25 protein-coding genes and 2 tRNA genes are annotated in these 22644 nt (G+C 46.5%); 8 read left to right on the top strand and 19 right to left on the bottom strand.

From position 1 onward, the window contains the following. Positions 1–4: 4 nt before the first annotated feature. The 3 genes from H6780_04370 to H6780_04360 form a co-directional block, all read right to left on the bottom strand. On the bottom strand, positions 5–412 hold the full coding sequence (locus H6780_04370; GenBank protein USN88692.1) for a hypothetical protein: 408 nt from the start codon (positions 410–412) through the stop codon (positions 5–7). A gap of 14 nt (positions 413–426) precedes the next feature. Next, on the bottom strand, positions 427–897 hold the full coding sequence (locus H6780_04365; GenBank protein USN88691.1) for a hypothetical protein: 471 nt from the start codon (positions 895–897) through the stop codon (positions 427–429). A gap of 69 nt (positions 898–966) precedes the next feature. Next, complete coding sequence (locus tag H6780_04360; GenBank protein ID USN88690.1) at positions 967–1455, bottom strand: hypothetical protein; 489 nt, start codon at positions 1453–1455, stop codon at positions 967–969. A gap of 116 nt (positions 1456–1571) precedes the next feature. On the opposite strand from H6780_04360, the gene H6780_04355 reads away from it, so the two are divergent. Then, positions 1572–1841, top strand: a complete 270-nt coding sequence (locus H6780_04355; GenBank protein ID USN88689.1) for a hypothetical protein — start codon at positions 1572–1574, stop codon at positions 1839–1841. Positions 1842–2150: 309 nt separating this feature from the next. On the opposite strand, the gene H6780_04350 is transcribed toward H6780_04355, so the two are convergent. From H6780_04350 to sppA, 3 genes are read right to left on the bottom strand one after another with little or no spacing between them, the layout of a single operon-like run. After that, positions 2151–2372: a DUF167 domain-containing protein gene (locus tag H6780_04350; protein ID USN88688.1), complete on the bottom strand. Its 222-nt coding sequence runs from the start codon at positions 2370–2372 to the stop codon at positions 2151–2153. Between the two features lie 58 nt (positions 2373–2430). Next, complete coding sequence (gene ychF / locus H6780_04345; GenBank protein ID USN88687.1) at positions 2431–3528, bottom strand: redox-regulated ATPase YchF; 1098 nt, start codon at positions 3526–3528, stop codon at positions 2431–2433. 54 nt (positions 3529–3582) lie between these two features. After that, complete coding sequence (gene sppA, locus H6780_04340) at positions 3583–4425, bottom strand: signal peptide peptidase SppA (protein USN88686.1); 843 nt, start codon at positions 4423–4425, stop codon at positions 3583–3585. Between the two features lie 86 nt (positions 4426–4511). On the opposite strand from sppA, the gene H6780_04335 reads away from it, so the two are divergent. After that, positions 4512–5045 carry a hypothetical protein gene (locus H6780_04335; protein ID USN88685.1) on the top strand — a complete coding sequence of 178 codons (534 nt, stop codon included), beginning with the start codon at positions 4512–4514 and terminating at the stop codon, positions 5043–5045. Positions 5046–5350: 305 nt separating this feature from the next. Here the strand turns inward: H6780_04335 and H6780_04330 are convergent, their stop codons facing one another. The 3 genes from H6780_04330 to H6780_04320 all read right to left on the bottom strand — a co-directional run bounded on the left by H6780_04330 (position 5351) and on the right by H6780_04320 (position 6741). After that, a complete protein-coding gene (locus H6780_04330; GenBank protein ID USN88684.1) occupies positions 5351–5677 on the bottom strand; it encodes a hypothetical protein in 327 nt (108 codons plus the stop codon). A 103-nt stretch (positions 5678–5780) separates the two neighbouring features. Then, positions 5781–6362, bottom strand: a complete 582-nt coding sequence (locus H6780_04325; GenBank protein ID USN88683.1) for an NAD(P)H-dependent oxidoreductase — start codon at positions 6360–6362, stop codon at positions 5781–5783. A 64-nt stretch (positions 6363–6426) separates the two neighbouring features. Further along, on the bottom strand, positions 6427–6741 hold the full coding sequence (locus H6780_04320) for a hypothetical protein (protein ID USN88682.1): 315 nt from the start codon (positions 6739–6741) through the stop codon (positions 6427–6429). Between the two features lie 122 nt (positions 6742–6863). Here H6780_04320 and H6780_04315 point away from each other — a divergent pair, with 122 nt between their 5' ends. Further along, on the top strand, positions 6864–8402 hold the full coding sequence (locus tag H6780_04315; GenBank protein USN88681.1) for an HlyD family efflux transporter periplasmic adaptor subunit: 1539 nt from the start codon (positions 6864–6866) through the stop codon (positions 8400–8402). 2 nt (positions 8403–8404) lie between these two features. After that, positions 8405–11671, top strand: a complete 3267-nt coding sequence (locus H6780_04310) for an efflux RND transporter permease subunit (protein USN88680.1) — start codon at positions 8405–8407, stop codon at positions 11669–11671. Between the two features lie 49 nt (positions 11672–11720). On the opposite strand, the gene H6780_04305 is transcribed toward H6780_04310, so the two are convergent. Further along, entirely contained in the window at positions 11721–12230 is a 510-nt protein-coding gene (locus tag H6780_04305; protein ID USN88679.1) for a hypothetical protein, read from the bottom strand. A gap of 83 nt (positions 12231–12313) precedes the next feature. On the opposite strand from H6780_04305, the gene H6780_04300 reads away from it, so the two are divergent. Beyond that, positions 12314–13012 (top strand): HAD-IIB family hydrolase, encoded by a 699-nt coding sequence (locus H6780_04300; protein ID USN88678.1) that lies wholly within the window; start codon positions 12314–12316, stop codon positions 13010–13012. Between the two features lie 131 nt (positions 13013–13143). On the opposite strand, the gene H6780_04295 is transcribed toward H6780_04300, so the two are convergent. Further along, positions 13144–15381 (bottom strand): DUF2339 domain-containing protein, encoded by a 2238-nt coding sequence (locus tag H6780_04295; GenBank protein USN88677.1) that lies wholly within the window; start codon positions 15379–15381, stop codon positions 13144–13146. Positions 15382–15504: 123 nt separating this feature from the next. Here H6780_04295 and H6780_04290 point away from each other — a divergent pair, with 123 nt between their 5' ends. Beyond that, a complete protein-coding gene (locus tag H6780_04290; GenBank protein USN88676.1) occupies positions 15505–16353 on the top strand; it encodes a DUF4105 domain-containing protein in 849 nt (282 codons plus the stop codon). Here the strand turns inward: H6780_04290 and H6780_04285 are convergent. Next, positions 16341–16416, bottom strand: a tRNA-Ala gene (locus H6780_04285). The two genes, H6780_04290 and H6780_04285, sit on opposite strands and share 13 nt — an antisense overlap. A gap of 96 nt (positions 16417–16512) precedes the next feature. Between H6780_04285 and H6780_04280 the strand changes: the two genes are divergently transcribed. Further along, complete coding sequence (locus tag H6780_04280; protein USN88675.1) at positions 16513–17040, top strand: L,D-transpeptidase family protein; 528 nt, start codon at positions 16513–16515, stop codon at positions 17038–17040. Between the two features lie 32 nt (positions 17041–17072). Here the strand turns inward: H6780_04280 and H6780_04275 are convergent, their stop codons facing one another. The 7 genes from H6780_04275 to H6780_04245 all read right to left on the bottom strand — a co-directional run bounded on the left by H6780_04275 (position 17073) and on the right by H6780_04245 (position 22218). After that, entirely contained in the window at positions 17073–17348 is a 276-nt protein-coding gene (locus H6780_04275; GenBank protein ID USN88674.1) for a rhodanese-like domain-containing protein, read from the bottom strand. Between the two features lie 17 nt (positions 17349–17365). Next, positions 17366–18406, bottom strand: coding sequence for a tRNA preQ1(34) S-adenosylmethionine ribosyltransferase-isomerase QueA (queA, locus tag H6780_04270; GenBank protein USN88673.1), 1041 nt, complete (start codon positions 18404–18406; stop codon positions 17366–17368). A gap of 200 nt (positions 18407–18606) precedes the next feature. Beyond that, a tRNA-Ala gene (locus H6780_04265) sits at positions 18607–18679 on the bottom strand. 173 nt (positions 18680–18852) lie between these two features. After that, positions 18853–19824 carry a D-alanine--D-alanine ligase gene (locus H6780_04260; protein ID USN88672.1) on the bottom strand — a complete coding sequence of 324 codons (972 nt, stop codon included), beginning with the start codon at positions 19822–19824 and terminating at the stop codon, positions 18853–18855. A gap of 54 nt (positions 19825–19878) precedes the next feature. Next, positions 19879–20043 (bottom strand): hypothetical protein, encoded by a 165-nt coding sequence (locus H6780_04255; GenBank protein ID USN88671.1) that lies wholly within the window; start codon positions 20041–20043, stop codon positions 19879–19881. A 69-nt stretch (positions 20044–20112) separates the two neighbouring features. Next, on the bottom strand, positions 20113–20955 hold the full coding sequence (locus H6780_04250) for a UDP-glucose/GDP-mannose dehydrogenase family protein (GenBank protein ID USN88670.1): 843 nt from the start codon (positions 20953–20955) through the stop codon (positions 20113–20115). A 27-nt stretch (positions 20956–20982) separates the two neighbouring features. Then, on the bottom strand, positions 20983–22218 hold the full coding sequence (locus H6780_04245) for a GIY-YIG nuclease family protein (protein ID USN88669.1): 1236 nt from the start codon (positions 22216–22218) through the stop codon (positions 20983–20985). Between the two features lie 109 nt (positions 22219–22327). On the opposite strand from H6780_04245, the gene H6780_04240 reads away from it, so the two are divergent. Then, positions 22328–22639, top strand: a complete 312-nt coding sequence (locus tag H6780_04240; protein USN88668.1) for a hypothetical protein — start codon at positions 22328–22330, stop codon at positions 22637–22639. The last annotated feature ends 5 nt before the right edge of the window (positions 22640–22644 follow it).

Genomic DNA, 22644 nt, shown 5'->3' with positions numbered 1-22644 from the left:
TGTTTTACTCAGGTTGCAAAGGTTGATTTGGTGTTTTTATTTGTAAGAGGTGTAGATGGAAGTGTTGCGGAAGAGACTTATTTTTCGGGACTGATTCCATCAACATTTGGTACGTGTCATTGATGTGTCCGATTTTAAGTTCCCGCAACTCCTGCAGCTCAATTGCTGTGAGGTCTTCTTCCTTCTTGTGTACTTTTGGAACAATCATGTCGTGACGTCGAGCAATTTCATCATAAGGAAATTTATTTTGAATAATTCTCCAGTGTTCAAATTCAATTACCGATGGCGCCTCACATATGTGGCAAAAAGAAGGATTATTGTACTCGCCTGATTCAATTGCTTCGGCGTAGGCGTTGTGAGTATGCAGCGTACGCCAGCCACGTGGTCTGGAGCGAAAGGGTGTGGTTGTCATGAAAATAGTATACCCTACATAGTCTTTTGATCGTGGTACTTGTACGATAATTTATTGTATGTTTTTGTGTCATACAGCTTAGGACCGCTCTCGTGCCAAAGTCCAAAATAAGCAATGCCAACATCAAGTGCTAGACGGCTGCATACCGTGCAGTACGGTTGTCCAGAAAAGAGTAGTTCTCCTTCGTCGGTAGCACGAGCAAAGTATAGTGTGGTTCCAGTAACATCATGTCCTTGCTGTAAAGCGTCTAGAATGGCACGCCATTCAGCGTGCATGCAGCAGGTACGATCTGACTTTGGTTTTGGTGAGTTGCGCTGGTTTTTGTGACACATGGCATTGCAGGATTGGTCTTGTGGAGGTGCATTATAGCCTTGACCAATAATTTTGCTGTCTTTCACTATGATAGCGCCACATTTTGCGCGGCTGCACTGTGCAGATTGTGCACATACTACGGCGGCTTGGAACCAAGCTTCGTCTGATTGCATATGCTGTGCAGTATAGCGCCGTTGTAGACATAAGAAAACGGCTGACCAGAAGTGATCAGCCGTTGAGCCTTAGGGTGTGTCAGAGAGCCAGTCTGCTGCGTCGGCGAACGGCATGTTGAACGGTCGTCGACCCGGCTCATGACCAACAGCAAGACCGTTATTCCCAGCTTCCAGAACGATTGCTCGTCCTGTTTGTTCTGCCGTGATTCGCATCAGTCCGCCATTGTTGAGTGCTGTTTGAATAATTTCACCTTTACACGACACTTTCGCCAACAGCAGGTCAATCAGGTTGACTAGGGTTGGGGGCAAGGTTGCCGGGTCTCGTAAGAATTCCGCCGCTGCCTTCAGATTGTCTATACCTGCGGCCATTGCGCCGTAATGGCGAGCACTACCCTGCGGGCCGGTGTAGATGATGGTTTCTGTCACCAGCGCAAAACGGCCGTTGAGATAAAAGTATGTCCCGAAGCCATCCGCACATTTGAGAACGACTCCGGTGTCTTTCAAGTACTGTTCCAGCAGCCAAGCTGGGTTTCGTGCGAGTACTTCAGTGTGTTCCATGGTGTTCTCCCCACAAAATGAACGAAAAACTTTCAAAAGAATACAACTATTATACAAAACGTCAAGGGTCTAATTGTTAATTCGTGTTCTTGGGTAAAGCGCAGTATACTGATGCCATGAAACAAGAAGATTTAAAAAAAGCTCCAAAATTATTTTGTGAAAGCGTAACTGTCGCATTTACACCGGAGTACTTTGTGATGGCACTTACATCAGGTAGCCAAGCGTCTATTTACAGTTTTACGCCAGAGCATGCTAAGCGTTTACAGCAATACCTAGAGCATCAGGTGAAAGAATACGAGGAAAAAAACGGAGAAATTGATGCTAAGTGGGATCCTAGTATTGTGAGCCCGGTACAGCGCATGAATCCACCTACTGAGCTTAGTTAAAAAACCGCCCAACAGGGCGGTTTTTGTTGCACGTAGGCCTACTTTCCTCTTGTGCCACGACGTCGGAATCCGCATTTATTGTGGATCCTGGCAAACTTTGCCGGAGGAAGCATCTTCTGCTTGGCTGGTCGAGAATTGAGAGCAGCAAGTGGAAGTGTTTTTCCGTGCTGAGCATACTGCAGAAGTGACGTGGTCTGGTGCAGTGGCTGAAAGATCAGAACAAATACTGAACTCGCGCGTCTCCTGAACATGTTTTTCTCCAAAAGGTCAATCCTTTATGAGATTCACATAAAATTAAAAATATGGCAACTATTTTGTGACGTCAAATACTTTAGTTGGCGAATGGTGGCCGGTGATGATACGAACGTCTTCAAGGCGGGCGCCTTCGGCGCCCGCCAGCAATTCTCTCACTCGCTTATTTGCCAAGTTTCGTTCCGCTGGTTCTTTTACAGCCATATAATACTCAGTATCACTTACTTTCTGTACCTGCTCTTTGCGAGAGCCAGCTTTTACCCGAATGCGAATATACATAGTACGCAGCATAGTACAGACTCAACAAACAAAAAAGACCTGCTGTGCAGGTCTTTCCCTAAATCATGAATTCAATCACGTCTCCGTCTTGTACTACATATTCCTTCCCTTCAGTACGGAGCTTGCCTTGTTCTCTCGCGGCAGCTTTTGAGCCGGTTTCAACCAAGTCTTTAAAAGCGACTACCTGTGCACGAATGTATTTGTCTTTAAAATCAGTATGGATCGCAGCCCCTGCTTCTGGACCAGTTGACCCGATCGGTACCGTCCAAGCCCGGGTCTCTTTTTCGCCAGTCGTAAAATAGCTCATGAGACCGAGGCGATGATAAGCGGCTCTAATGAGTGCCTCTACCCCACTATCTTGTGCACCATATTCACGACGAAACTCTGTTTTTTCATCCTCGCCAAGGTCTTTGAGCTCGTGCTCCATACCCGCATCTACGATTACGTACTCAGAACCTGTGTCTTCAAAGAAGCGAAGGAGCTCCTCCCAGCGTTCGTCGTTATGTTCGTCCAGATTGAACGAACCTTGCTTTTTGTTGCAGACATACAAAAACTGCTTCATAGTAAGAAGATGCAAGCCCTTTACAAGCTTGAGTTCATCATCGTTCATGCCGAGCATGTTGGCAAGGTGCCCAGCTTCGAGGTGTGGCAAGAGTCGCTCGAGAATAGCCTTCTCGGCGACTGCTTCCTTGTCGCCACGCTTAGCATCGCGTTCGACGTTACCTAAGCGTTTAGCAACTGTCTCAGCATCGGCCATGATGAGTTCAAGGTTGATGGTTTCAATATCTCCCATCGGATCAACGCCTCCCGATACGTGATGAATTTCGCTATCTTCAAAAATGCGTACAACTTCTGCAATCATGTCGGTCTCGCGGATGTTGGCGAGGAATTTATTGCCGAGTCCTTCACCGGCCGATGCTCCCTTCACCAGACCAGCAATATCCACGAATTCCACTACCGCGGGAATAATGTCGGTTGAGCCGGAAATCTTTGAAAGTGTCTCTAAGCGAGCGTCAGGCACTGCAACAACACCCACAGATGGGTCGATGGTGGCAAAGGGGTAATTTGCCATCAGCACCTCCTTTTTGGTGAGCGCATTAAACAAAGTTGATTTACCTACGTTTGGTAGGCCGACGATTCCAACAGATAATGACATAGTATTTACAATCTTAGTGCGCGCACTATAACAGAATTTTTATTGCTGTACATCCTAAAACGGCAAGAAACCACTATCGTACTCACAGAAAACAATATCCTCAGCACGTTCTTTCTCGAGTATTTTAGTGAATGCTGCGCGTGCCTCCTTGCGGCTTCCGAGCTCGTCGACAAGGCCATTTTCTAGTGCGCGTGTGCCTGGCATTGATGCGCCATCAGCGATGAGCGCCACCTGGTCGCGTGGTAATTGGCGGTAATCGGCAACGAGATCTACAAACTTGTCATGGACAATCTGAAGATCTGAAAGTAAAAGATTACGTTCTTCGTCGGTGATTGGGCGGTTGGGGCTGCCAACGTCTTTAAATTTTCCGGTAGTGAGCTGTACGTACGTTAGCCCTTCCTCCTTATTTTTTTCTGATTCCTCGACGTACGACATGTTTACACCGATACTGCCGACGTCTGACATTGGTGATGCAATAAGGTAGTCAGTGGCAGCGGCAATCATGTATCCGCCAGATGCTCCGATATCACCAATCAGGCCGACAACCGGCAGGTAAGTGTCTCTGAAGCGGGTGGCAATACGTTCTGAGGCAACGGGAGTACCCCCAGGGGAGTTAATCTCGACCAAAACCCCCTCTATCTCACTTTCTTCTTCAACTGCTCTCATAAACGACTCTACCATTTCTGGCGTGGTAACCATGTCGAATTCACCGAGTCCGTAAAAAGGTAAAATAGCGCCTTCAATTGGCAAAACGGCGACATTGCAGGTGCCGTCACTAACGCCTGTTTCAGCTTCGTATAGGCTAGAAATTGCACCAATAACAACGATGATGGTGAAAACCACGACGGCTGCTTTCATGAGCATGTCTGCGGTCTCTCTAAGAAAGGATTTTTGCATAAACCACTACATAGTAGCATGTGACACTTGCAAATTGTGCAATAATACCTATAGTTTGTCACTGGCGCTAATTTCGGGAGAATCCGATGAATCAGTATGAGTTCTATTCTTTGTTGTTAACGCCGTGTATCGGCGACTTCTTGGCTGCTGACTCGCTCTTCAAACGCTCACCTTTTGTGGCTGCTGACAAGGAGAATGTTCACGCGTATCTTGCGGGACTATCACACGCTGTGGGACATCGCGGAATACTGGCGGTTGTGCGGAATCAAAAAAAAGACATTGTCGGCATGATGGCAATGTCGCGCTTCCCTAATCAGCCTAGACTGATAGTACATTTCTATTACATCTCGAGGCTGTTTCAGGGCGCAGAGCGCAATGACGTGCGTTACCGGCTTTTCTGTCAAGGTGCAGATATTGTTCGGGCGCTTGGCAACGAGTTTACGGCCGTTTCGTTTCCGCTCGTCACCGAACGGATTAATCGACACCTGCTTAGGCTGCCTGAAGTGACAGCAGATGCACGCAGAGCTGGTCTTAAATGGCTCAGATTGCCAGAGGTAGACATGCGTGACGTCTTGCGATCCTTCACGCGGGATGCGGAATCGCCAAGGTTGTCGGCATGAACATGACCATAATTAAAAGCGCCTTTGTACCACTGGTACAAAGGCGCTGTTTTATTTGCAGGAGGTTTGAACTGATACCTCTTGAGCCAGTATGCCGCGATGGTCAATGCTGGCTTTTGATGTAACTGTGCCATCGATTTTAAGCGATGCTTTTGCGTCAACCTGCGGACAGTTCAGTTTTGGCATGGTGTTTAGCCGTGTATTAATGACCGCTTCGTTGAAGCCAGCGTATGGGCTCGTCACTTTGACGAACCCGCTGGTGTGTCGAAGGCATCCTGCGAGCAGCATGCATGCGCACACTGCTGCTATTGCTTGGGTGTACGTTCGCATGACAGTCTGATCCTTGTTCTTGCGCCAGAATGGTAATCATACTCGTCGTATGTTCCATGACGATTTCGGCGATCACCAAAGCCGTAGTTTGACTCAGCCTCAGCGTCAACGGTAATCCGCTCTTTTACTGTTCTGGTTGTCAGCTCTGGGCAAGTAATGGTGTTTACTGCGCTATCGACTGACATTTTGTGTACACGGTTTGATTCGTCAATGTTTTGACGAATCAATTCTTGGCGAGACAGACAGCCTGTCAGCAGGGTGCCTGCAACGAGCAAAAGAAAAATACGCAGAATCGGATTCATGATTCGTGCCTCCTCAAAATATGATTTGTGAGTGCTCACTCAAAAATGAGCAAACTACTATACTGTTTGCTATTATACATGAAAAAGTATATTTGTCAACGGTTTACACCGCTCTCCTGCCGAGGTTTTCTGCAGTTTTCTGCCATTTTTGACGAACGGTATCGTCTACCTTTTCACATGGCCCAAAGGCACTAACTTCAGTCTTGATGCCGGCAAACTCAAGGATGCCGTACTGAATTTCGTTGGTGTAATCACCAAACTGCCACCAAGTCTTAAATGGGCTGTGTGAGCCAGAGAGAATGAAAACACGAGCTGTTTTGCCTTTAAGATGTTGTTCAATTTTCTTTGTTTCCTTATTAAAATTGAACGCAAAACCAGGTAACCAAAAACGGTCAAACAAGCCTTTAAGAAGAGCTGGCATGGTACACCACCAGTTTGGGTAGCCAATTACGACATGGTCGCATTCGCGAATAGCGTCTTGCAGCATGAGCAAGTCTGGCTCAAGATGCTGAATCTCCTTATAGCCCTTGTGGAGAATGGGGTCGAATTGTAGCTCGCCGAGATTGAAACGGTGGACTTGATGACCAACCGCTTCAGCTCCCCCTTGGTAGCTTTCGAGCATGGCGCCAGTGAAAGTGTCTGCGTCCGGGTGCCCGCAAATAATAACGATTTTTTTAGGTTCCATACGCTCCATTGTAACGCCAAAGGGCGCGAGCGAAGCTCGCGCCCTGTTGATTATGCACCTCAAGTTACTGCCGGAAGCTTCCGTCAGCGTTAAATTGCCCTTGCGCGCCCATGTGCATTTTCATGAGCTTTTCTTTCATTTCTGGGCTCATGATGGCCATTATTTGCTGCTGGTATTTAGGAAGCACCTTGGCGGCGGCGGCCATCTGGTTGTTACCATTATTTTTAAGCTCTTCCTGCATTTCTTTAGCAATTTTTTCAAAGAGAGCCGGGTCTTTCTCAAGCATCTCCATAATCATCTGCTGCTGATCCTCAGGGACGTTTTTCATTTGCGACTGAAGAACTTTCTTCATCGCGAATTGCTTCATTTTTCCAAACATATGCGGCAGATTGTACCATACGTTTCACTCTCAAAAGCCTCGGTAAACTATGGACAAATTGACTGAAATATGGTATTGTGGCGCAATTATTTTGCAGTATAAATAGTAAACTAACAGTGTATATGAAAGTTATTAATGATTTGAAGGTAAAACTGAAGCTGAAGCGCGCACGTCAGGTGCTCATTGCTGTCGTAGTAATTGCACTGCTTGTAGTGTTATTCGGAGGAAAATCAGCTGATGAAGCGGTGACTTCTAATTCTAAACCACAAGTATCGCTCACTACTCCGCTTGAATACTCTGGAGGTCAGTCGCTCTCACTTATTGGAACCGTGCGTGCTTTTTCTGAAGCTGAAATTACTTCTGAAAAGTCTGGTCGTGTGGTCGGTGTAAACGTTTCGCTTGGTCAGTGGGTATCGGCTGGTCAGGTGATTGGTAGTTTAGAAAATGCCGCTGAGCGCGCATCTGTCCTTCAAGCTGAAGGTGTCTATGACGCTGCAGTAGCTGCTGCGGCTCAAAGTGGTGTGGGAGTTGATGAAGCGAAAAATGGTCTGGTGAGTGCACAAAATAACGCTGTAGCTACCTTCCAGTCTTCATACAACACAACCAACGGCATCGTGCGAAACAATATTGATACGTTCTTCAGCGATCCAGATGCACGTGTGCCAGGGTTGCGTATTGATGGTAAAGGCATGACTACGTCTCTCAATGCTGAGCGTGTAGCGTACCAAACTCTCTTGCCAGAATGGCAGGCAAAATCAAATACTATTTCTATCACTGCAAATCTCGAAGCTGAATTGGCATACGCAAAGACACAAGTACAGCGTACGACAGCTTTTGTAGACTCATTCTTAACGCTATTTGCGAACCAGGATAACGGAAGTCGGTATAGCGATGCTGAACTACAAGGTTTCGTAACGTCATTTACAGCGCTCCGCGCTAATCTCATTGGGGTTGAGTCAAACATTAATGCTGCCCTAACTTCTCTTCAATCTGCGAAGGATGGTGTGCGCCGTGCTGAACTAGCTGCGCAAGGTGGTACTACTTCTGCTGCAGACGCGCAGGTAAAGCAGGCGCTTGGTGCGCTACGTGCCGCGCAAGCAAACCTCTCAAAGACTATTTTCCGCACACCAATTAGCGGTACGGTTAATTCTCTCTCAATCCGCCAGGGTGACTTTATCAATTCATTCGTGCCAGTGGCAATTGTGGCTAATAATAATGCGCTTGAAATTGTGACCTATGTAAGTGACTCAGAACGTTCACTGATCGCTGAAGGCGACGAGGTGTTGGTAGAAGGTGCCTACACTGGCGTGGTGACACATATCTCGCCAGCGGTGAACGCAAACACTGGTAAAACAGAAGTGCGTATTGCTACTGAAAATACTGACATTGTAAACGGTGATACCGTTCGCGTGACAAAGCAGGCTTCAAAAGCGCAAGCTGCTACCAAAACAATCATTGTGCCACTTTCAGCAGTGAAGTTTGATATCGCTGATGGATTTGTTTTTGTGGTTGAGGATGGTCGCTTGGTAGAACGTCCCGTTATGCTTGGTATTGTTCGCGGAGGTTCTGTAGAGATTACCAATGGTCTGGCGGCTACTGACGCGTTTGTTAAGGATGCGCGTGGACTCAAGGCTGATATTGAAGTAGAAATCACAAACTAGCTATGTGGGATTTTTTCATTAGAAACGATAAATTTGCGTATCTCTTTCTTGTCGCACTGATGGCAGTAGGTACGTTTAGTATCGTTAGTATTCCAAAAGAATCTGCACCAGAAGTGGTCATTCCGGTTGGAGTGGTAAGTGTAGGCTTTCCCGGTGCTCCAGCGGCTGATGTAGAGTCACTTGTAACCAATGAGATCGAGCGTGGCCTAACCAGCCTAGAAAATGTAAAGAAAATTACGTCTACTTCACGTGAGAGCTTTTCTTCAGTGGTAGTGGAATTTGAGGCTGATGCAGACCTCGATGCTTCGATTCAAGACCTAAAAGATAAGGTTGATGTGATTAAGAACGACCTGCCTGATGATGCTAATGATCCAAACGTGTCGGAGGTAAACTTTGTTGATCAACCGATTCTTACGGTGTCGCTTTCAGGTGAGCTCACTGATTTTGACTTTACACAACTTGCTAAGGATATTGAGATTCAAATCGAGTCAATTTCGGGTGTGTCTCGCGTTGAGTTTGCGGGCGTTCGTGATCGAGAAGTATCGGTAATTGTCGACCAAACTGCGCTTGCTCGCTACGACCTCACTTTGAATGAAGTAGTGGCTGGGATTCGAAATGCCAATCTCACCTTCCCGATTGGGCAGATTGTAAATGATGGGATTTCGTATAACGTTGCGTTTGAGGGCGATATTCCAGACAGCTCGTATATTAAAGATATCAGCATCGCAGCGCGCGGTGGTCAGCCGGTGTATGTGCGTGATGTGGCGATTGTAGAAGATGGTTTGACGCCAGCTTCATCACTTTCACGCCTGAGTGTGGCTGGTAAGCCGTCTGAAAGCGCCATCACCATGAATGTGTACAAACAGTCAGGTGGTGATATTACGACACTTACAGCAACGGTGCTTGAGCGTATTCACGAGCTAGAACAGCCAGGTGAACTGCTTGATGGTATCGAGGCAGCGACGGTGCTCGACTCAGGTGACCTTATTAAGCAAGACCTTACGCGCCTCTCTTCTTCTGGCTTTCAGACGATTGTGCTGGTAGTGCTTTTGCTTGTACTAGCAATCGGCTGGCGTGAAGGACTCTTGGCTGGTGCAGCGATTCCACTTTCGTTCCTTTTCGGATTTATTGGGTTGTATTTCTCAGGCAATACTATCAACTTCCTTAGTCTCTTTTCACTCATTCTCGGTATTGGTATTTTGGTGGACTCGGCAATTGTGATGGTTGAAGGTATCAATCGCAAAATGAAGGATCATCCGACGATTGATAAAAAGCAGGCGGCGGTTGAAGCGATTCATGAATTTGCGGCGCCGCTTATCTCTGGAACCCTTACAACCGTAGCGATGTTCGCAGGACTCTTTATCGTGAGCGGTGTGATTGGGCAGTTTATTTCAAGCATTCCATTTACGCTCATTTTCTTGCTCTTTGCTTCTCTCTTTGTGTCACTCGCCATTTTGCCACTGTTTGCTGCTTCATTCTTGCACCGCAAGAATACGTCTAAGCTGGAAGAAAAGCAGGTAGCGTTTGCGCACCAGCTTGAGTCTTGGTACCGCGCTCACTTGAGTCCATACCTCCATAGCGAGCATAAGCAGCAGCAGTTCTTAGCGGCGCTTTTTGCGGCACTTATCTTTGCTGTTTCGCTGGCTATCAATGCCTTTGCAGGGCTAGTGGTGGCGCCACTTCTCTACGTGCTCTCAATGAAGATTCGTGACGTACAGCTGAAGCGCGGCTGGGCAAACTGGAAGCGCGGCCTTGTGTGGTACCCGAGCGCACTCGTGACAATCGTGCTTGTCTTTACGATTGTTGGTACAGTGCTTCCAGCTTGGAATCCAGTTAAGGTGACTTTCTTTGAACAGAGTGATGTTGATTACATTATTGTTGAACTAGAAAACCCTGAAGGCACTACGAAAGATGTAACTGATATCGGCATTCGTCGTATCGAGGAATTCCTCTATGGTGAAGCTGATATTGATTCATTTACTGTTACTGTCGGTAGTGGAAGTGAGTTTGGTTCTGGTGGTACTGGTGAGAAGTTTGCAAATATTTTTGTGAACTTGAGTAAAGATCGTGAGCGCACCAGTACGGAAGTGGTTGAAGATCTTCGTGCAAAATTTGCAGTACTCAAGGATCTTAATGTTACGGTAGCGCAGCCTAGCGACGGACCGCCAACTGGTGCAGCGATTGTGATTAAGTACCTTGGTGCTGATTTGCATGAGATTACTGCACTCGCCAATGACTCAGCCGAGCTCCTAAAAAGCCTTGATGGTGTGGTAAATGTAGAGACAAGTACCAATAACAACAGTACTGAATTTGTACTAAATCTCGACCGTGCAAAGACGGCTGCCCTAGGGCTGAGTGCCTTTGAGGTATCGCAAATCGCTCGTACGGCCGTGTATGGCACTGACGCAACCTCTCTCACCACACTTGATGAGGATATTGATGTGACGGTACGTCTTAATGTAAATAACTCCGACGCGGTGACAGCAGATACTGCCAACATAACAACTATCAATGCGCTTGAGCAAATTAGCATTCCGACTCGTGATGGCAATGTGCCGCTTTCGAGCTTGGTAGATGTGACGCTTCGTGAATCAAGCACGGCTATCTCTCATGAAGACAGTAAGCGTGTGGTAAGTGTAGAAGCTGACGTGGCTGAGGATGCAAATGCACGCGAGCTACAAGCGGCAGCTCTAGAGAAAATCAATACTGAGCTTTCTGTGCCTGCTGGAGTAGAAATCAGTACTGGTGGCGGTGAGACTGAAGAGTCAAATAAGGCATTCTTAGAAATGTTCATGGCGCTTATTGTGGGAATGATTTTGATGGTTGGTATCTTGGTGCTGCAGTTCAATTCATACCTACACATGCGTTACGTACTTTCGATTTTGCCGTACTCACTCATCGGTATTATGGTTGGTCTTGCGGTCACGGCAAATCCACTTTCCTTCCCTTCAATTATGGGCTTCATTGCGCTCTCAGGAATTGTGGTAAACAACTCAATTCTGCTCATCGACATCATGAATCGACTGCGAGTTGAGCAGCCTGAACGTGATATTGCCGAAGTGGTAGTGGATGCTGCTGGTCAGCGTATTCGGCCAATTCTCCTTACTTCTATCACGACAGTGATTGGTATCTTCCCGCTTTCATACGCGGGAGATATGTGGGCGCCACTCGCGTACGCGGTGATGTTTGGACTCATTTTCTCGGTCATTATTACTCTGCTCCTTGTGCCAATCTTGTACTTGCGCAAGCCTGGTACGGTTGAGCGATAGTAAATACAAAATGGGCGGCACCCAAAGGGTGCCGCCCGTTTTGTATTTACTACCCCCGCTTTGCTTTCAAAATTGCCATGATGAAATTCACGATGCCGATAGCTAAAATAACCCATGCAACATAGCTCACCAGAAACTGAACATACGTAAATCCAGCGTGTGACGCCGCTGCGAGTGCGGTGAGTGTGCCGAGTGCGTACCAACTTCCGGCTTGAAATGCTGGGCCAACTGTCGTGGGTACTAAATGGGCGCTCATGAGGAGCGCGTTTAGATACAACACAAAAAGCACGGTGAGCTCGGCTAATGAATATGCCGACAGATGGGCAATGCCTACAGCACTATATTCAGTGCCGACGAGGAGCGCCACTGTGGTAAGAATAAGCACCATGGCAATGCGTAGAACAATATACACAACGCCCATCATGCGTCGCTCGGTTTCGTCTATTTCACCGTCAGCGATGGCGACGAAGAAGTTGGTAATGGCGAGCGTTGATGAGCCAACACCAAGTGATATAGCAAAGGTCTTGAGAATAGTAGTAAGCAAAAGAAAGGTTTCCATTACTCTATGATATCAAACACTAGAGCATAGCTTATCCTGGTCTGTGAATTTACACTGACTTCAAATACCTTTATGCTACTGGCATGAAAACCTACAAGCACCTTTTCTTTGATATGGATCAGACAATTGCGCCAGCTCGTCAGCTTATTCTTCCAGAAATGTTTACGCTGCTGAATGAGTTGCCGCAGGATATTATCATTGTATCTGGACAAGAGGTGCCGAAGATCGGCTGGCAAAGTAATGGTTTGCCGGCGTATACACTGGGCCAAAATGGAAATCATGCCACTGACGTGGCTGATGAAGAATTGTGGAATATTCCGCTTGATGAAACGCATCGTGCTGAGATTCTTGCGCACATCGATGCGCTCCTTGGTGAGCTGGGTGAGGCTCCCAATCCAGACTGGTCGCCGGTTGAAGACCGTGGTGCGCAAATTACGTTTAGTCCGATTGGTAATACTGCTCCAGCTGAGCTTAAGATGTCGTACGACCCAAATCGTGTAAAGCGCGAGGCACTTATGGCGGCTGTGCCGTTTGAATCAGAAGAGTTGGTGGTGAAAATCGGTGGCTCTACTAGCTTTGATTATATTCATAAAGATAGACACAAGGGTACCAATGTCCAAAAGCTTATTGATCTAATGAATTGGAGCAAGGACGAGTGTATCTACTTTGGTGATGGACTTTTCCCCGGCGGCAATGATGAAGCAGTCATTGGCGTGATTGAGACAGTCTTGGTCGAAGATCATCACGACACGTATAGGAAACTACGGACATTGTTTGGTTAGTGAAGCGTGTTTTGCCTAGTTTTCAATACTCTTCCGTTTAGCCACCTTTCGTGTACATCGGGTTCATGAAGCTATAGTATTTAAAACGCCCTGAGCGCTTTGCGTCAGGGCGTTTTTACAAAGCGCTACTGTCAGTCAGTTTCTTCCGGCTTGAGCAGATTCTTTGATTTTACAAAGTACGAGAAGAGCAGCATAGCACCACCTACCATCATGAGTACGATAATCTTACTTTGCATTGACATGGTTGCAATGTCATACAAGATAACCTTGATAAGTGTGATGCCGAGTAGGAGCAGTCCGAGCAACTTTTCAGAATGATAATTCCTACCTAGCTTGATGCCTTTGTAGAGCATGAAGATGGCAATTGCCGCCCACCATAATGTAGTAGCTAGCGCACGTGGTCCGCCATCTATATGCGCGATGTTTAAGTCATTTGCAATCGCAGAAATGAGATAGTTACCAGTAAGTAGCAGTGTCGAGAAGCCAAAGATTACCAGAATGAATGATGGACGCTTAATGACCTGTTCTTTTTGAAGTTGCCTGCTGAGCCATAGACCGATGAACATAATCGCGGTCGCAGTAGTACCCTTGATCATCAGCCAGTCGATTGGCATTTCAGGGTGTGTGAACAAGTATACATTTGTTGGAGCTGGATACACATTCGTCACCAGCATAAAGAACGGGGCAATGAAGCCAATTCCGAACCACACCATTATTACACGGAAAATACGAGACCGTACGTCATGTGACATCTGCCTTTGCGCTTCTGGGCCAACCCACACTAAGTACAATAGTACAGATAGCGGCGTAAGATAGAAGAGTAAGAAATCAACGTCAATGTAGTCAATAAACTCTGCAATTACAAAGAGTGATGCAACAATCGTCCAGACAAATGAGTAAGCCGCAGCGGCCGGTATAATTCTCTGATCACCAACCTTTCTAGCAATGAAGAAGCCAAGCATGGCAGGAATCAAGGCAATGACTACAAGTAGTGTTTCGTAATCTAAACTAGCCTCCAGAATATGTTTCATTGAAAGCACTGAACCAGTCAAAGAGACGATAGTGTAACTGACGAAACGTTCCAGCTTCCCTGCTCCAGTCATGTAGAGAACTCCGAAAATAAGACTTGAGTATGCCATAAGCATGCTCGTGTACACATTAAATTCATCAAAGAGCGCGAAGACTGCTAGAAAAGCTGACAAAAGTCCAGCTGCGTAGACAGCGGTGTGTTGGAACTTTGTTTCGGTGTCTTGCAAAATATGCCAGCCCGTAAAACAGCAACCCGCAATAAATGCATACAAAAGACCGATTGCCACATCAGGCACCGTTTCTAGATTGCTGACATTGAGTGCAAACCAAATCACTGGCGCAATGTAGCCAAGTGAAAGGTATCCATCGTCTTGTTCCTTAAATCGTTTGGCTGATAGCAAAATGCTCAAAATTGAGAATCCTACCAACACTGCAAATAATACTGCCGTGAAGAGTTCACTCGTAAAGAAGTCACCTGTGTGTACTTGGTTTATGTCGTCTGAAGCAGAAAGTCCCCACAGGGTCGTGACACCAATGAAGAGGCCTGCGATGTTGAGTGGAATAACTTCTCTAACGGAGATTTCTCTACCCATCAAAAATACAGCAGCGTTAATTGCAAGGAAGTACAAGAGATAAGCATTGAAGGAAATATTCTCCACCCAAACATCATTCTGACCAATCACAAATGGCGTGATGTAGGCGCCAATCATGCCAAGCATGAGAATTACTTTTGAGCTGCGCTTGGATGCAAAATACGCAATAGCAATGGTGAATAATAAGGCGGTAACCAACGTTACTACTTCTGGAATCATGGCGGTGGCAAGATCGGTAGTGCGCGAACCGTAAATGAGTGTTCCGTACAACAACAAAATACCTGAACCAATGCCGATATCTGTAAAATATCGCATTCGCTCTGAAAAAGAAAACGAACCCCCAATAATCACAACACTAAAGAAGAATCCAAGCGTTAGACGAATCTCCATTGAAAGGTGTATCCACGCGTTGGCGTAGATTAAGTATCCAAAACCAATAATCAGAAACAGCGCTCCCGCAATTGGGATAAATTTGTCAATTATCTTATCCATAGTGAGTTCTTCCTGAACGAAAGATTTCTCAACCAGCTTTTCCTCAATTATTACTGTTTCCTGTTCCACTGGCGCAGGAATGCGAGTTTGTGCGACATGATCGCGAATATCAATTCCTAAATCAGCAAATGCAGCCGTTGCTTGCTCAGGGGACCACTGATTATCCAGTAGTATCTGGTAGATGTCCCGAACTGAAACCCCGCTGTTTAGCTGCTCGCGTATGTAAACAATCAAGCGTTGATAAACATTATCCATACATTATTTCTTACTAGTAACCTTAGTGCAAATCTATCGCTAATCATAGCACTAAAGTCAGCTTTTAATCGCTGGAGTTCACAATAAGCAAAATGTTCGTTTGTGTCGTGTACAATTAAAAGCATGTCACGCAAGAAAAAATTATTTAGGTACGTACTGATATGTCTTTCAGTAATTACCGTTTTTTATCTGTCTCTATTACTCATATTCCAACCATCGCATGACCGGGATTGGGAATTGGGTCACGAGGAGCTTCCACGTATTGTGTACTCAGCGACAAGTAGTGGTGTCACGGTTGAGAACTATCGTGACTTTTCTTGGACAACAGCTTCATCAGCCGATGTGATGTACACAACCAGGTCCTTTGATCTTGATGAAATGACAGGGGTCGATGTGTTTATTTCACACTTTGCTGATTTTGAAGGGCTGGCGCACATATTCCTCAGCTTTACCTTTAGTGACGGAGAACACATCGCGGTATCTCTTGAGACGCGTCGTGAGTCAGACGAAACCTTCTCTCCCCTTCTTGGCATACTTCGTCAGTTTGAAATTATTTATGTGGTTGGTTCTGAAGATGACGTGGTTGGTGTGCGTACTGGTCACCGCAACGAGCGAGTGTATTTGTATCCAACCAAAGCAACTCCGCAACAGGCTAGGCAATTATTTGATCTCCTTGCAGCTGACATTAACAATATCCACGAGACACCGCGTATGTATAACACTCTCACTCACAACTGTACCAACGAACTTACGCGCCCTGTTGAAAAGATGTCTGACGTTACGTTCCCGCTCACCTGGAAGACCATCTTACCTGGATACTTTGATGAAATTCTGTACGAGCTAGAATTGATTGAAACCAGCTTCTCGTTTGCGGAAACCAAGGCTAGACACCTCATCGACAACAATCTGGTAGATGTAGAAAGTGATACTTACAGCGCTGATTTGCGGACGTCGATAGTTGGTGGACCATAGCGGACTCGAACCGCTCGCCTCATCCATGCCATGGATGCGCTCTACCGGATGAGCTAATGGCCCGGTGGCAGCATAGTAGCATAAAGTTACGCAGGAGCCGAATTGCAATCTGAGCGTAATTTGATTTACTGAACATAGATCGGTAACAAGGAGGTTGTCATGAAGAAAATCACTTTTCTTTACATGTTCTTTCTACTTGCTTTTCCATGCTCTACGCACGCATCGTCTGACAGTTTTCTCATTAGTGTCAATTTCAAGACAGCGACGCTTTTCCTTAGTAAAGCTCACCAAATCATTGCTGCGTATCCGGTGGTGCTGCCACGCGCTACGGTGCAGACGAGAATGCGCCTGACAAAAGTTATCTACGGTGAAGTCACGCAGGTTGACTATAAGCCGACATGGTGGCCAACCGAGAATATGCTCCGGCATAATCCTGCATTACCTACTGCAATTCCGTATGGCCACCCGAAGCACCCGATTGGTTTGTACCGCATTCGTGTACATTGGATTAACCCTGAAAATCCTAGTTTTTGGGTGCCGATACGGATTCATGGAGGAGCAAAAGATCAGCATCTAACTGGCAAGTTTTCTTCCGGTTGTGTGCGCATGAAGGATGAGGATATTAGTTCGCTTGTTGAGCATATTGATTCAGGAGAAGCTCGTGTCAGTATTGAAATCCTTCCCTAAGAATGAGCCGCGTACATGACAGCACGCGGCTCTTACAATTCAACCATTCCTCCTTCAAGTAGGTCGGTGTGAAAGCCGTTTTGCTCGAGCCAAGCATTTGCCGTGTGACAACGACCACCACTCATGCAGATTGTTACGATGGTTTTGTCGTGTGGTATTTGACCAGCAGCCAAGACAGCTGGAAGTTGACTCATCGGAATATGAACAGCTTGTGCAATTGATGGCAGCATTCGTACTTCGTCATCTTCACGGATATCAACGAGCAGAAACTTGTCATGGTCGAAGCTGGCGAGGTCTTCTTTTTTCATAAATTCTGACTACTGTACTACAAAATAAGCATAGCGTCACCAAAGGAATAAAAGCGGAATTTTTCCTCAATGGCAATGTTGTACAGATCAACTAACGAGTGCTTTGCTCCTTTGCTTTGAAGAAACGCTTCAACCAAGCACATCAGGCTTGATTTTGGCACGTGAAAGTTGGTCAGTAATGCGTCTGCGTGGGTGAAAGAATACGGTGGCCGAATAAAAATTTCAGTACTGCCGAAGGCACCGGTACCAGCTTTGATCTCATCTTTAAAGCTCTCTAGAGTGCGCATGACAGTGGTGCCAATAGCGACAACTGGTTTGCCAGCATCTCTTGCCTGCAGGATTGCTTTTGCGGTACCTTCTGGCACAGAGCAGAATTCTGTGTGGAGTTTGCCGCTTTCAAAGTGCTCTGGAAAAATTGGCGCAAAGGTACCAAGTCCGACCTGAAGTGTTACCGGAGCAAGGTGTGCGCCGGTGGTGTGTAATGACTCAATTAATTCACGTGTGAAGTGTAGTGAGGCCGTCGGTGCAGCAATTGATGCTGCGTCTTCAGCGAAGATGGTTTGATACCTGGTGCGCTTAACTTCCTCGCTCTCAGTAGAGTGAATGTATGGTGGTAAGGGTGTTTCCCCAGACGTTTCTAGTAGTTGCGAGAGCTCCGTCCTGCTGCCGCTAAACTGCATAAGCATGCTTTTTTCGTTATTTTCAAGTATGGAAAAAATGTACCCGTCGACGTGGATTGCTTCGCCAGTGGGTGTAAATCGGTTTACGAGCGAGCGGACTTCCCCATGCTCGCCAAATCCTTGGTCTACCAGAACTAAGAGCTCTACGGGTTTATTGGCATTCCCAATCCCTTTGAGCCTGGCCGGCTCTACTCGTGTGTTGTTGTAGATAAACTGAGCGCCAGGCAGCAATACGGACAGGTCGCGCACGGTGTGAAATGATACAGCGTTAGTCTTGGTGTCATAGACAAACAATCGCGCACTGTCACGCGGTGAGGCTGGCTCATGAGCCACGAGCTCTTCCGGTATTGAGTAATTGTATTCCTCAAGAAATGACATCGGCAGTACTATATAACAAAACACCCGCTAATGCAGGTGTTTTGAATAGTGGACCAGACAGGATTCGGTCACAAGTCACTCCTTTCAGTCGTGCTCGCGACCCCGCCTCCTTCGCAAGCTCAGTCCGGCTTTCGAATTCGCTCCCAGCGATCCAAAGCCGCAAAAATAAAACCAGCACAAGGCTGGTTTTATTTTTACGGTGGACCAGACAGGATTCGAACCCGCTGCCTCCTCAGTGCAAATGAGGCGCTCTACCAATTGAGCTACTGGCCCGAGTGAGTAGCTATATACAAGCTTGCTTGTATATACGCTGCGAACGACGGGCCAGAAAACTTGTTTACTGGCCAAACGAGGTTGCTCGCTCGGACTTGGTTTATTCCCAAGTGCCGCCTATATTAATGGTCTTCAGCGTGTAAGTCAAGGACTTTTACTCGTTGTTAGTGTGCTTAGTGTGTAAGCGCTGTTTTGACTAAGTGGTCTATGAGTTGGGGGTATTCAAGCCCAACTGCCGCTGCTGCTTTTGGAAACAGTGATTCTGCCGTGAGTCCGGGAAGTGTGTTTACTTCTAGGAAGTACACCTCTCCGTCCTTTACGATAAAATCGCTACGTGAGTAATGGCGACAGCCAACAATTTCATGCACTTCGGCCGCTACGCGGGTAAGCTCAGCTTTCTCATGATATGAAAAACGACCAGGTACAATTTCATCGGTCTTGCCATTATACTTATCTTCATGAGAGAAAAGCGGCAGGCCGTTTGGCGGAACGATTTCAATCACCGGCAAAACATAGGCTGATTCGTTGCGGAAATTGCTGAGGACGCCCACTGTCGCCTCTTTGCCGCGAATAAATTGTTCCACCAAAACAGTTTCATATTGTTGAAGAAGCTCTTCAAGGGCAGTTCGGAGAACAGTCTCAGTGGGAACGTACTGGGCTCCAAATGATGATCCACTAGCAAGCGGTTTAACGAATAGTTCGGCACCGATTTCCTTGAAAATGTTAGGCAACTCTTCGTCCAGCTGATCTAGGTCGGCTCGTGTTACGCGCCGGTGGCGTGGCATTTTAATTTGGTGTGGGAGAAGAGTTTGTTTGGTAAGCTCTTTATTAAATGCGATGGCTGAGGTGAGAGCAGCACTGCCAGTGTACGGGATACATTTACGTTCCAGAATACGCTGTACTTGCCCGTCTTCGCCATAGGTGCCGTGTAAGGCAATAAACACCACATCAACGGCTTCTAAGGCACGTTCAGGCGCTTTTACGAAGCCGTTGTCGAGCCACTCGCCTTTCTTGGTAATCACGATGTCTTTTCGAGGGTATTCAAGTGCGTCTAAAGCAGCTAAGACTCGTGAGCCAGATTGCATTGAAACAGCGTATTCTTCGCTTGGGCCACCGCGTAAAACTGCGACTCGAATGTCGTTCATGTGGTCATTTTAACATGCTTCGGCTGTTGTTGTGACTGAGGCTGGGAATTCACTTTAAGAAAGCATTTTGCTCAGCACCAAACCAAACATGGCTACGATCGCCAAAGCTGCAAGCACTACCTTTAATGACAGTCGAGATGTGTTTGACTCATCATCTTCTGCTTCAGGCATCTGGTCGTGTAATTCGTTCTCGTTTGTGGTCATTGGTTCATTATCCATATTCAAAACTTATGATTGCAATTACTTAATCATAAGTTATCACTGCTCATCTAAATATTTTTATACACACTACGTGCCGTATACTCCTTCTAGGAGGTCAAGGTCCTTCTCTGATTCTCGTAAGAGCTGATTGTTGTATGAGCGCATGCTGGTCAGCATTTTGTATCCAGTGTCTTCTCCCATACGTTGTGCGTAGATTCGCAGAAACGCTTCGAAATCTTTGATAAAACAGTGACCACCAGCTCCTCGCCCGCTATCATGCACCGGCTTGGTGTGACTCTCGCCAATGCGTGGATCGTGTACCACGGCTTCACGGATAGTTTCGTAATCTGCGCCACTTTGCTCAACCAAGTCATACAGCGCATTCATAAAGAGCACTTTGGTATAGAGAAAGCAGTTTCCAGCGTATTTTACTAATTCCGATTCCTTGGCGGTCATAATCTTTTGGTACGGTGCCTTTGGCAGCACCGCCAACACAGCTTCTGCCGCCATGCGGTGTTTTGGCGTTTCTATTGGTAAACCAATAATATTTCGGTTCGGGTTGGCAGCATCGTGAGCAGCTGTTTTCTCTACCAAGAACTCAGGACTATGAAGCAAAATAATATCTGGAAAATCAGTCTGGAGTGTAGCGATGAGGCCTGGTATGGTAGTTGATTTAACTACTGCAATCTTGCCTTTACCAACGACGCTCAATGCGTCACGAAGCATACTGTCGTCAAAACCATCAGGAGTAGTGGGAGTTGGTACCGCGATGAACGTGATAGCGCACGTAGCAATCTTTCTCTTGTTCTGTACGTACGGCTCTTCAAGTGCGTAGCGTACAGTGGTGTATTCACGTGCTTCAAAATCATCTGCGTAGTGTTTACCAATCCAGCCCTGACCAATAAATCCAATGGTTTGTGTGCTATTCATGTTGTTTGAAACGAAGTATGTCAGTAATTAGTTACGGAGGTGTTTGCGACGCTTTTCCTGGTGGTACGTAATGGCGAAGCGATGCGATTCTGCATTGGCCAGTAAAATGGAATACTGGTGCTTTTCGATGATGCTCTTTTGTCCAATGAGACGAATTGGTTTGTGCTTGTCGTCTTTTACGACACCTACTACCGGAATAACAAGTTGTTTGGTGCGGAGCGCCGCCTCCAGTGCGTTTTTCTGAGCAGTAGAGCCGTCGACGACGATGAGTTGCGGGAAGGGCCACTCAGGATGTGCGAGGCGGCGCAAGAGTACTTCTCTAAGTGCTGCTGGGTCATTGGCGACTGTGAGTGACTGAATTTTAAACTTACGGTACTCACTTTTTACGGCTTCCCCGCCTTCGACGACCGTCATGACGCCAACCATGTCTTGGCTTTGGAGATGTGCGACATCGTAGGCTTCAATGCGCATATTCCGGTCGTCACGGTAAATCCGCATATCATCCTTGATAAGCGCAATGTCTTGAATGTGTGTGAGCGCAAAAATGCGTTTCTTGATACTGCCGGCTGCCTCGAATTCTTCCTTTTTGGCGCATGCCATCATTTCCTTCTCCAGTTCTTTGATGATTTGCTGCTTTTTGCCTTCAAAAAAAAGCTTGATGTGGCGAATGGTCTTAGCGTATTCTGCCTTTGATTGTTGGCCTGGATAGAGTCCAATTTGGCGATTAAAATCTATTTTTCCACGAGCCATTTTTGTTTTCTCGCTACCGACTGGCACTCTGGTGTCATAAAACTGAAAGAGTTTACGGATAATTTTAAGCGCCTCGCGGAATAGTGAGCCACTCGGAAATGGACCGAACTCATACTTAATGTCGTCGTTACTAAACTTTTCGGTCAGGTCTTTACCACGTACTACTAGTACTCGTGGAAATTCCTCATTAGTGATTACCAGATGGTTGTAACTTTTGTCGTCTTTGCTGCGAGTGTTGAAATGAGGCTTGTGACTGCGAATGAGATTGGTTTCAAGGATAAGCGCTTCAAGCACGCTGTCGGTTTCGGTCCATTCGACAGTCACAGCTTCCTTTACCATCTTGTCGATAAGCTCGGAGCGCTTCTCGATGAGGTCGTCTGAGAAATAGCTGCGGACGCGGTTCTTGAGTGAAGTTGCCTTTCCGATATAAAGGATTTTCTTTTTTGATCCAAGAAAAAAATACACACCAGGTGCATCAGGTAGCTTTTTCTTGGCCAAATCCGCTTTTTTCATGCTGCTAACTATAGCAATTTTAGAATTGTGCACAAATGCGCAGATTAGTTTCGTTACTGGTGGTATAGTTAGTTTTTAGAGTGTTCTAGTTGTCATATGGAGGTGCGCAATGACTGTAAAAGTTGCTGTTCATAAGCGGTCTGATCCCATGTATCGCGCTACGCGCAAGCGGCTGCTGCGCTTTATTCGCAAGTCAAACAATTGCGAGTTGGTTCGCCAAACCACTTCATCAGTAGACGAAGTATTTTGGCGAGAATTTTTCATCTGGGTGTACGGTGATACGCCAAAGTCAGCAACTGATCCACGTTGGGACGAGCTTTTCCACGAGCATGGCGCAATGCAAGCATTTGGACGCATTACAGCTGCACTCGAGCGGAAACATGGCTCCCCTTTGCTTTCGCCACTCCTTGATGTGGCATAACCAAA

Source organism: Candidatus Nomurabacteria bacterium (assembly GCA_023898565.1).
GTDB lineage: Bacteria > Patescibacteriota > Minisyncoccia > Phycocordibacterales > UBA918 > OLB19.
The sequence above is the reverse complement of the archived record's forward strand: the minus strand, read 5'-3'. Positions and strand labels throughout refer to the sequence as shown.